The following is an 11,011-nucleotide window of genomic DNA, read 5'->3' as shown; positions in this document are numbered from 1 at the left end:
TATTTAAGATATAAGGGTATTGTACTGTATTCTATAGAGTTATGTCAATTAAAATTACATGAATATGATGCATCACGCATTCTCGTTAGTACTTAGTCCACTCTAAGACCTCAAAATCATTGAGAATTCGTTTATCTATTTTTACCACTTGATTACTTAGCTCTATTTGGTCATTAACAAAGGAAATGTCTGTATACCAGTCCTTTAAACTAGCATACACTTCATTCTCTAAATCAATAATCATGGTTTCTATGGGGTCCCAAGTCTTATATTTTACAGATTCCACCATAACCATGCTACTACCTATGAAAGTAACATCTCTACCATATATCCAAAATGGCAATACTTTGTCTTTTATAGAAATAGAATATATGGCATCGCCATGGGGCGGTTCCGTTTCATATTGTGCTTTTATTTTGTACTTTTCCATTATCTTGTTGCTAGCATTTTCTATATATGGCAACTTGGAAACTTTGTACTTTTCTGCGTTCATAAGAGCTCCATTATTTTTAATATCAAACACAACAAAGGTTACCTATGTAATCATCATAGTTCTCTTAGCAGTAGTCACTATCATTGCACTAATTAAATAGTACAACGATAAACACCTAACGTATAGAGGAGTGCAGCCCTCTAACACGTTAGGCGCCATCATAATTTTGTTCAGTTTTAGATCAGCCTAACGCCCTAATCACGTTAATGGGCTCTCTTTATATGTATATTATAAGCTAATCATAATTAAAGAAATAGTACAATAAATAACTCAATTTATACCTACACTCTTAATAATTTCCCTAGCCCGGTTAACAGAAATAGGCTCATTAAATAAGAATACATGGTTCTGCCCCTCTTGTTCCCATGATGCTAGATATACGGAGTTATCCACCATTCGATAGGTTACGGTCACGCCATTTACAACCTCTATTTTCTGAGGCACGTAATCCTTATAGTCACCTGCGATATTACCAGATAAAGTCGATACTCGATACTTAATATACTTTGGCATATCATCTACACGGTCAAAGTATTTTCCTTTTAAAAGCTCATGATAGGCATACACGACTTGTAGTACATCATGATCCACAATAGATACATGTACAGGGCGGAGTCCCTCTACCCCAACTGGCAACTGCGGCTTAAAGTTCAAATGTTGCTTAGCCTCATATACAGTATCAAATACCTCTAAAGCTTGCCCCTTCCGAATACTTCTATAATCCTTATCAGTCATACTGCAACTACCAAATCCATCTGGACAAGGAAACTCATTTCGATCACCATAAGGCTGGTCATAAATAGAATTACCATTGAGACGAAAGCGCATCAAGTCATCTGCGGAAGCGACATTGATAGAACCTATAAAAGCTAACACAGCCAATGCACATATAACCTTTTTCATGATATATTCCCCTATAAACAACATGTATTAAGTAAATTATATCACTAAAAGAACAAATGCCTATATAATACTAGTTACAGCATGATTCTAAGTCTATAATAAGCTGATGCCGAAGACACGCCTAAGCAAGATTAACTACTAAAATTCCAATAATCCCTTTTCATCAAACTTAAAGTTTGGCCCCCATGCAACTTCCCAGTAATATCCATCTGGATCAGTAAAATATGCATGATAACCACCCCAAAAAATATCTTGTGGTTCTTTTACAATTCTTCCCCCAGCATTTCGCACTAATTCAATGACACTATCAACATCTTCTTTATGCTCAACATTGTAAGCTAATGTAATTCCTGCAAATCCATCTCCCATTGGAGGATTGCTTTCATCAATATCTTTTGCTAATTGTTCCAAAGGAAATAGTTCAAATTTTGTCCCTGCTGTATCGAAAAATATTACTGGCGGATTATTTTCTTTACAGTCAGTCTTATATCCCAAACCATCTCTATAAAACTTTATTGATCGTTCCATGTCTCTAACGCCTAAGCATATGCAAGTGATCTTATTCATTACTACCTCCATAGTTTACAATTACATTAATCAGATAAACTTGAATTTGTCAGCTAATAAATTTACTCGCCAATTTGTACACTTGATTTATTTCTTTGCTGTCTAATTTCCAATTATTAAGTTCAGCTTTAATTAATTCAGGAAATTTTTTGCTAATATCTCTTAAAGCATTGCCTACCGATTTTCTGACATATTCGCTGGTATCTTCTTTTAGTGCAGCAATACGCTTAATAGCTTCCTTCGGATTATCTTTAAAATATGGTCTACTCGTCCATATTCTTAATCCCTCTATAACGGCTCTCCTCGTATTTGGATTATGATTATCTAACCATTCATCAATAATTGGAAGAGCTTTTTCATACCCGGTCTTTCTGCAAAATTCATCAAATGCCTTTGCTAATACTTCCTGAACTCTCCAATTATCATCTTCAGACACTTCATCTCTCATAAATACCAAAATATCTTTTTTATCTGATAAATATCCAAAAAGAAATACACCGTACATTCTTACTTGATAGATATCAGATTTATAGGCTAAAAATGCCAATTCCTTGATATATTCAGTATCATTAGATTTATAATCGGCCAAGGCTCGTCTTTCTTCCTCTTTGAAGCCATTTTCTATCAAGGAAAACTCTGTTTCTAAACTCCTAATATACGCTTTCAAAGAAACTCACCTCACTTACAAATTCTAATTTGTTTATAACGCTCTGATTCTAGCCTTTACAAAATCAATAAAACTATGTTTTCAATACAGCTACATTGCGCCAATTTTTGGTATTCAGCTTTTATTATTAAATTATATCAAAAAATTTTCTCAGTAATCATCACAAATCTATCACATTTGATAGTATCTATCGCAAATCATTCTACTATTCAAAATTATTGTAGGTGCTATAATGAACTCAACAAAAGGAACAGATGCTCATATGATACTAAATGCACTATTCCAAAACTATAGTTAGTAGTTATATAAAGGAGACTATCATGACACATACACAAGTAAAAGAACTCGTACAAGCTTTATTAGATGCACCTACAAGCAACCCTACAGTAAAAGAATTCGCGCAATCTTGGATCAATGCAGAAGGTAAACCTGAACAAAAAGCACTTACAAAACAGCTAGTATCTGTAGCAGAGCAAAACATTGCTCTTATCGATGAAACAATTGGCTTTGCAGGCTCTGAACTAGCTACACAAATCCTTGGTGCAGAAGGCGCAGCTAACCTATTACAACACGCTAAATCTATCAAAGCACAAGGTGCAGAATTCTGCGACTGCCCTGGATGTGTTGCATGTAAACACGTTATCGATTTGAAAGCGGAAATTGTGTAAAGAAATTAATAAAAACAACAAACGGCTCCTTTTTAAGGAGCCGTTTTCTATATTTTAACTAAATCATATCATTTCATAGTCTTCTGAATCTCTACTATTTAAAAAAAGTCTTTCATTCAACTTTTACTCTATTTTACTTAATAAGTAAACTTAAACACTATTTATATTTAAAGTCACTATCTATTCTAGACAAATAGCTAACTTATCTTCATTTTTTATAATACTTTCACTACTCTAGTAAGGCTTTACTTATATAATAACAAAATTATTCTAATTACTTCTAGGTTGGTAAAAATTATATATAATTTATTATTATATAAGAAAATGATCTTTAAAGTTGCAATTTCATAACTACGGCTAATACAAACCCCTTTTTAATAAGATTCTTATAGCTTAGACCGAATTTCTTCTACCAATTTATATACTGTAGTACATGGATTCATTTCAGAAGGAACAGTAATGCCATCTCGGACTAATGATATATACCGATTTTTAGCAGTCTTAATAGCACCTTCTTCGCTCCCTACGGTATAAAAACGCTGATATAAATCACTATCAGTCTTATTATATTCATATCCATTCATTTTTTGTCGACAAATCCGCTTTAAACTTTCGCAACAACAAACTGATGTATCAAAAGTTTTCAGTCTTCCTAAATATGCATGAAGCCATATCTCAATACAAGGGTTTGACCAACCAACATGAATATTTAAACTCTCAGCCTTTTCTATAATTTTATCAAAAGTAGTTACTTGGTCTCTATCAAATATAATCCAAGTTTCTCTTAATTGTGGATCGTAACTACTGTCTCTACAAGCTTTACTTATTAATTCTCTAGTTTTAATACCATCTACAACTTTTATTTGCAACTTACTTCTAACTTCATCAGGTAATGACTTATGTAACCCTTCAAAATACGCCCTCTCGGTTCCTTCCGTATCAGTATATATTAAATAATAGCCTAACTCCAAATTACGTCTTTCAATCCGTTCGTGTCGAGGTCTTCTTTTACCTCTATGATCTTGTTTAGCCATAATTATTTCTCCGAAGAAAAGTCCATATCTTTTAATAACGGTATTGCGCCATAATTACCTAATAAATATTGCTTAATATAATTTACATCCTTACGAACTGCTTTTCCTGTTTCTCCCTTAAAATCAATTAAGGAATATAATTCCGAGGCTCCATCAATATCTTTTTCTGCGAACCAAATCTCATCACGTCGTAATAATCGATTAGACATAGGAAGCAAATCATGAGTTGTAAAAATTAACTGTGCATTATTTGTATTAATTTCGGGATTTAAAAATAATAGTAATATATTCCGCATCAACAAAGGATGTAGTCGCGCATTTAGCTCATCAACAAATAATACGGCGCCCTTAGTCAAGACAGATTGAAGCTCTGGATACAAAGCAAACATTTTTTGTGTCCCCGCAGACTCCTCGCCAAGCGATATTTCTACAGATTTATTACTACCTTTTTTTACATGTAGGGTATTAATAGAATATACCTTTCTTTTTTCTTTCTCTTCTTCTTTTTCGTGCTTTGTAATAGAAAACCCCTTTATGCTATCATCAAAAGCACCTAAAAAATTCACTACTTTATTTTGAACATTCTTATCCTCAACAAATCCTTTAGGCATCATCCTGTAGCGAAGTAAAGACTCTATAGGATCTGCGAAATTCGATAAAGAATTATATCCGAACCAGTCTCTTATTAATTTACATTTCTCAATTTTCAACTTAGCTCCAAGAGATACTATTAAAGTTTGTGGTTCTAAAGATATTTTAATATTTTCTTGACTTGCTTTAGGAATCCCAGATAAATCTAGCTCTTCATGAGCTGTGTTTCTATAAAATATAGGTCTATATTCTCTAACAGTTCTAGCTTTAATATTTAACCACTCTTCTTCAATGCCCTGACGGTTCATAGAGAAACCATAATTATAAACTTTTTGTTTATCATCTCCAGGGATTGTAAAATATACCTCAAAAACAGATACCTTATCAACAGATTCTATATCAAATAAAAATGGGTCCTGTTTAATCTTAGCATCAGATTCAATATCTTCATCACCAAAAGAAAAGGAACGCAAGACATATTGAGTCATATACTCAAATGCGTTATATACATTCGACTTACCACTAGCATTAGCACCAAATATAGCCGCTACAGGTAATACTTTTTCACCACCAGATGCCCGTACATGTTCAGGAAATTCAGTGCAAGTTGTTGCTGTTAAATCTAAAATAGCTTCATCCTTAAAGGATCTAAAATTTTTAAAGGAAAACTGAATTAACATAATACTTCCTCCATTCTTACGTCAAGTATACAACGCACACAAAAAAAATACAACCAAATGAGCCAAATGCTCACATGATTGTATTTTTTTAATATTTCTATTATTCAATATACAAAATAAGGGCTTTCGTTTACTCACTTGCTTCTACAAGTGCTTTTGTATAAGGATGTACCGCTTCTTTAAGCCGTTTTGATTCGATGATTTCAACGATGTGTCCGTCTTTCATAACGATGATTCGATCTGTTACGGCTTGTAACAGGCCAATATCATGGCTGACGAATACGTAGCCGAAGGGTTGTTCCGAATGGAGTTTTTGTAATAGGTCTAACACTAGTTTTTGATTCACCGCATCAAGGGCTGATGTAGGTTCGTCAAAGAGTACTAGCTTGGGGTTCATCAACATGATCCGTGCCAATACGACACGTTGTAGCTGACCACCGCTGACTTCGTGAGGGTATTTATACACCGTATTTTCTGGCAAGTCTACTCGTTGCATCCATTTGCGGATATCGTCCTTTGCAGCGGCTATATCCATAAGCCCATAGTTGATATACGGCTCTAAGAGAAATACTTCTAAGTTCATTCTAGGCGGAATCACCGCCAAGGGATTTTGGAACATCATCTGCATAGAGCGATATATTTCTGTATGATTTTGAATGGAATGGATGTCTTCACCAAAGAGTCGCAAGGTGCCAGATGTAGGTTTTTCTAGCATGGCAATCATCCTAAGCAATGTACTTTTACCAGAACCACTACCACCGGCAATACCTACCCGTTCATTCTCCGCTACAGAAAAAGATACATCATCAACAGCACGAACCGTATGATTGTGGTTTGTATATTGTTTACAGATATTCTCGAGTTGAATCATACTACACCACTTTCATTACAGAATCTAACAAAATACGAGTATACTCATCTTTTGGGCATGCCATAACCTCTTCGGTGGAGCCTACTTCGACGAGCTGTCCCTTATTCATAACGCCAATGCTATTGGCAATTTGTGCGGCCGACTTGATATTATGGGTTACGATAATCACCGTTGCTCCAAGAGCTTGTGTTACCTCTTTCATAAGGTCTAATACAGAGGCTTGCACGAGCATATCTAAGGCACTAGTTGGTTCATCAGCAAACACGATGCTAGGCCTCAAGATAAGGCTTAAAGCTATTGCCAATCGCTGCTGCATGCCACCGCTCAATTGAAACGGATAGGACTGCAAGATACGCTCTCCGTCGGTTAAGTGAACAAGATTAAGCATATCTATAACGCGGCTTACATCATAGCTTTCATCATGAGCACAGAACAAATCCTTAAAGTGATTTTCTACGGTGCGATTTGGATTTAGATAGGCGCTGGGATTTTGAAAGATCATAGAAATCTTCGTGCCCCGCAATTGTCGCCAATCACCATCACTCAATGTAGAAACATCGGTTCCGTTTAGCAAAATTTGGCCGCTAATGGTAGCTTGTTTCAACATGCCAAAGGCGGCACGAACTAACGTAGATTTACCAGATCCGCTTTCACCAACGATGGCAAAGACCTCACCATTAGGCACGGAGAAGGATACATCGCGTACCGCTTGCTCCGCACCATATGAAATTGTAACCTTATCAAATACGATACAATCAGATTTATTCAATAGTAGAATCCTTTGTTAATAAGTAGTAATCGATAGGATGTACTGGTACATTTTTAACTTTTGTAGTAGATACAACTGTTGCACTTGGATATAACAAGTAGATATCTGCCACGTCATCAACTAAGATTTGTTGCGCTTGTTTTGCAATATTAGAGCGTTCGTTTTGATCAAATGTTACAGACAATTGGTCGATTAACGCATCTACTTGAGAATTAGTGTAGCCGCCAATGTTTGCTTTCGCACCAGTTTTGTAGAATAAGCTGAGGAACCAGTAAGGATCGTTTGTAGACATAGTCACTACATTGCGTTCTACCAAATCAAAACCATCTGTACCAAGTGTATCTACTTCATCAGGGCTTTGTAATTTCTTAAGAGTTACAGCAATACCCGCTTTTTTCAATTCTTGTTGGATTTCTTCGTATAAGCTTGTGTCTTTACCCCAAATAGCAATGGTAATCGCTAATTCTTTGCCATCTTTTGCATACATGCCGTTTGCATTTTTAGCGTAACCAGCTTGAGTCAAGATTTGGTCAGCTTTTGCTACATCTGTCATCGGTTTATTAGCAATCGCATCATAGCCTAAGTTGGCAGATGGCGGGAATGGTGCCGCCCCTGGTGTAGAGCCATTGCCGATGATTTTAGCCATGGAATCATAGTTAATGATATGAGCAATAGCGGAACGTACAGCTTTATCATGCAATGGAGATGCTTCTGTGTGGTTTGCTTTCAACATAAACACACGAACGCCAGCAACGTCTTGAATATTGAAACCGTCTTTGAACAAGCTGCGGTTAGCAGAGTCCACTTTTTGAATTACGTCTACGTCTTTAGATTGTAACGCCATAGCGCGTTTATTGTTGTCTTCAATGTCTTTTACAGTTACAGTATCAAGACCTGGTTTGCCACCCCAGTAATCTGCAAAGGCTTCCAATTCAATAGTTTCACCTTTTTTGAAAGCAGTGATTTTATAAGGGCCTGTAAGAACTGGTTTAGATGCTACGTCTTTAAGATCTGCAGTGTCCATGATAACGAACGCTGGTTCAGTTAAGCTAGATAACAAGGAACCATTAGGTTCTGTCGTTTTAATAATCAAGTTTTGACCATCTACTGCGATAGATTCAATCTTAACAGCTTTTGCAGAACGAGCACTTTGTTTCATTGTGTACTCGATGGACTCTTTTACCTTTTGTGGCGTCATTGGAGTGCCATTGTGGAATTTAACATTTTCACGGATGTGGAATTTCCATGTTGTAGGGTCCACATTTTCCCAAGAGTCTGCTAATTGTGGAGTAAATTTCATATCTGGTGTTACCGTTGCCAATGTTTCACCAGCGCCGATACGAGTCAATGTCCACGCATCCCACTCGTGAGTTGGGTCTAATGTTTCACCAAACCAATACAAACCAACATTCATATGCTTCCCTTGTTTGCCTTGTTTAGCGGTATCACTTCCGCAACCAACCAAGAGAGCTACCATGCACAGCATAGTTAGACACGCTAATAACCAACGTTTCATAATATCTCCTTTAAAATACATTGCCTCATCGAGGCTTTCACCATAAAAAATCTATACACAGCACGGTTAACGAGATACATCGAGAGCATCGCGCAACGCATCGCCAATATAGTTAAATAAAACAACAGTAATAAAAATAGCGAGCCCCGGGTAAATTAGCAGCCACGGCGCCGTTTGTAGAAAATCTCGGGAGCTCAACAAGATAGCGCCCCACTCCGGATCCGGCGGTTGCACACCGATGCCTATGAGCGAGAAACTGGCTACCAAAATGATGGCATCACCTAGATGTTGAATAATAACAATCACCAACGGTGGCAATACATTCGGCAGAATATAGCGCCACAGAATTCGTAGATTTGAAGCACCTGACATACGAGCAAAGGTAATATACTCCGCGTGGCGTTCAATCTGTACAAAGCCTCTAGTGATACGGGCATATTCCGCCCATTTCGTAATGCACAAGGAAATGATCACATTCGTTATGCTAGGTCCCATAATACCGATGAAAGCAATGGCAATCACCATGTTCGGAAACCCTAGTACCAAATCAATCAAGCGAGATAACCAACGGTCAATGCTAGGTGTAGAGAATCCTGCTAAGCCACCAATAGCGATACCGATGGCCCCACTAATGCCAATGATGGTGAAAGCAATCCCTAAAGAGACTTTACCACCGTACAAAATACGAGACCACACATCACGACCGAGTTGGTCAGTACCTAATAGATGGGTACTACTAATGTCTTGTAAGCGGTCCGCGATACTCGTCGTTTCAGGATCAAATGGTGCTATATAGGGAGCGCATAAGAAAAATGCAATCCACAGAGCTGCTAATACCAACATAGCATATAAAGTGTAAGGCTTTCGTCTATTCATAGGAGCCTCCTTTTATAGCAGCTCTTCGTTTTGGATTTAGCCAAATGCTCAATACATCAATGATGATATTAATCACGATGAATACCATAGTAATCCAAATAATATAGCCTTGCATCAAAACATAATCGCGAGCCATAATGCCTTGCACCATCATGTAACCAATGCCTTTTATAGAGAATACCGTTTCAATAACGGCAGACCCGCCTAGCATGGCACCCATCGTTACCCCCATCATAGGCAACAACATAAGTCCCACATGAGGGAATATGTAACGGGTGTAGACCATCCATTCTGGCAAGCCTAATGCTCGCGCCCCCTGTACAAAGGGCTGTCGCGACACTTCTAAAATAGCATTGCGCAATCGACGAATATAGAGGCCACATATCCATAAAGCAAGGGTTACCGCGGGCAATACATAGGCAGAAAAGCCATTGGTATTCGTTACCGACACTAGCTGTAATTTAACACCGAATAAGTACAATAATAATAAACCGACCCAGAACCCAGGAATAGCTAAGGCCAAGAACGTTACTAGACGTATACCATGATCGATCCAAGAATCCTGATATTTTGCAGATACTATACCAAGAGGTATTGTTACTGCAACCCCCATGACAAGCGCTAAAGATACGAGCCCCAATGTATTTGGTAGCGCCCCTTTCAACAACGTGGCCACAGGCACTGCATAAAGTATAGACTCACCAAAGTCCCCTTGTACAATTTGACCTAACCAACGTAAGTATTGCTGCCACCAAGGATCATTGAGCCCTAACTGCTCTCGTATTTGTGCAACCACAACTGGATCTGGTGTAGCCCCTACAAGATTAAACTTCATCGACACAGGATCAATAGGGGATAATTTTATCAATACAAATGTACCAATAGTAACCACCAATAAAATACCTACAATACTCACCAAACGCTGTAGTATTAATCGATACAATACATCACCTGCCTTCTTTATCACAAAATAGCTATATTTATATTCTATCAATGTAATACTTAGATAGATATACCCATACGGGTATTTAGAATCGTTATCATTATGAAAGTTTTGCATACCAAAACAAAAACGGCCCCTCATATGAGGAGCCGTTTCTTATATAACCCTTACAGTGTCCATGCGAGTGCTTCACCACAGCTCGCATGCCTATCCCACTAGGCTAGACTGTTATATTATTTTGTATATGCTGTATGTGCTGTAGGTGCTACAGTATTAGCAATGATCGCTTTTGCCATGTCGCGATTTACAGGGCGTTCAAAGTACATCGCATGGTTTTGACCATCTTTTGTCCAACCAGCGAGATATACCATTTTTTCGCCACCTTTGAAAGTAACCTTTGTACCGTTTACCTTTTCTGTAGCTGTAACGCGAT

Annotated in this window: 12 protein-coding genes and 1 pseudogene; 1 reads left to right on the top strand and 12 read right to left on the bottom strand. The window is 37.4% G+C overall.

The window, feature by feature from the left end; all coding sequences use genetic code 11:
- Positions 1–85 precede the first annotated feature (85 nt).
- From QZ055_RS05415 to QZ055_RS05400, 4 genes are all read right to left on the bottom strand, one after another.
- Complete coding sequence (locus QZ055_RS05415; protein WP_295825156.1) at positions 86–493, bottom strand: hypothetical protein; 408 nt, start codon at positions 491–493, stop codon at positions 86–88.
- Between the two features lie 270 nt (positions 494–763).
- A complete protein-coding gene (locus QZ055_RS05410) occupies positions 764–1,396 on the bottom strand; it encodes a hypothetical protein (RefSeq protein WP_295825153.1) in 633 nt (210 codons plus the stop codon).
- A 138-nt stretch (positions 1,397–1,534) separates the two neighbouring features.
- Complete coding sequence (locus tag QZ055_RS05405; RefSeq protein WP_295825152.1) at positions 1,535–1,963, bottom strand: VOC family protein; 429 nt, start codon at positions 1,961–1,963, stop codon at positions 1,535–1,537.
- Positions 1,964–2,012: 49 nt separating this feature from the next.
- The gene (locus QZ055_RS05400) at positions 2,013–2,630 is read right to left on the bottom strand and encodes a DNA alkylation repair protein (RefSeq protein ID WP_295825150.1); all 618 of its coding nucleotides are present in this window, start codon (positions 2,628–2,630) and stop codon (positions 2,013–2,015) included.
- A 320-nt stretch (positions 2,631–2,950) separates the two neighbouring features.
- Here QZ055_RS05400 and QZ055_RS05395 point away from each other — a divergent pair, with 320 nt between their 5' ends.
- Complete coding sequence (locus QZ055_RS05395; protein WP_295825148.1) at positions 2,951–3,298, top strand: hypothetical protein; 348 nt, start codon at positions 2,951–2,953, stop codon at positions 3,296–3,298.
- 386 nt (positions 3,299–3,684) lie between these two features.
- Here the strand turns inward: QZ055_RS05395 and QZ055_RS05390 are convergent, their stop codons facing one another.
- The 8 genes and pseudogenes from QZ055_RS05390 to QZ055_RS05355 all read right to left on the bottom strand — a co-directional run.
- Complete coding sequence (locus QZ055_RS05390; RefSeq protein WP_295825146.1) at positions 3,685–4,332, bottom strand: RloB family protein; 648 nt, start codon at positions 4,330–4,332, stop codon at positions 3,685–3,687.
- A gap of 2 nt (positions 4,333–4,334) precedes the next feature.
- Positions 4,335–5,603, bottom strand: a complete 1,269-nt coding sequence (locus tag QZ055_RS05385; protein ID WP_295825144.1) for an ATP/GTP-binding protein — start codon at positions 5,601–5,603, stop codon at positions 4,335–4,337.
- Between the two features lie 130 nt (positions 5,604–5,733).
- Positions 5,734–6,474 (bottom strand): ABC transporter ATP-binding protein, encoded by a 741-nt coding sequence (locus QZ055_RS05380; RefSeq protein WP_295825142.1) that lies wholly within the window; start codon positions 6,472–6,474, stop codon positions 5,734–5,736.
- A 1-nt stretch (position 6,475) separates the two neighbouring features.
- Positions 6,476–7,243, bottom strand: a complete 768-nt coding sequence (locus tag QZ055_RS05375) for an ABC transporter ATP-binding protein (RefSeq protein ID WP_295825140.1) — start codon at positions 7,241–7,243, stop codon at positions 6,476–6,478.
- A complete protein-coding gene (locus tag QZ055_RS05370) occupies positions 7,236–8,759 on the bottom strand; it encodes an ABC transporter substrate-binding protein (RefSeq protein ID WP_295825138.1) in 1,524 nt (507 codons plus the stop codon). The genes QZ055_RS05375 and QZ055_RS05370 overlap by 8 nt, the downstream gene beginning before the upstream one ends.
- 66 nt (positions 8,760–8,825) lie before the next feature.
- On the bottom strand, positions 8,826–9,635 hold the full coding sequence (locus tag QZ055_RS05365) for an ABC transporter permease (RefSeq protein WP_295825136.1): 810 nt from the start codon (positions 9,633–9,635) through the stop codon (positions 8,826–8,828).
- On the bottom strand, positions 9,628–10,578 hold the full coding sequence (locus QZ055_RS05360; RefSeq protein WP_295825134.1) for an ABC transporter permease: 951 nt from the start codon (positions 10,576–10,578) through the stop codon (positions 9,628–9,630). The genes QZ055_RS05365 and QZ055_RS05360 overlap by 8 nt, the downstream gene beginning before the upstream one ends.
- Before the next feature lie 233 nt (positions 10,579–10,811).
- Positions 10,812–11,011, bottom strand: a pseudogene (locus tag QZ055_RS05355) (hypothetical protein); the annotation flags it as partial.

It is taken from the genome of uncultured Veillonella sp., assembly GCF_905209685.1.
Classification (GTDB): Bacteria; Bacillota; Negativicutes; order Veillonellales; family Veillonellaceae; genus Veillonella.
This window is presented reverse-complemented; position numbering and strand designations above follow the sequence as displayed.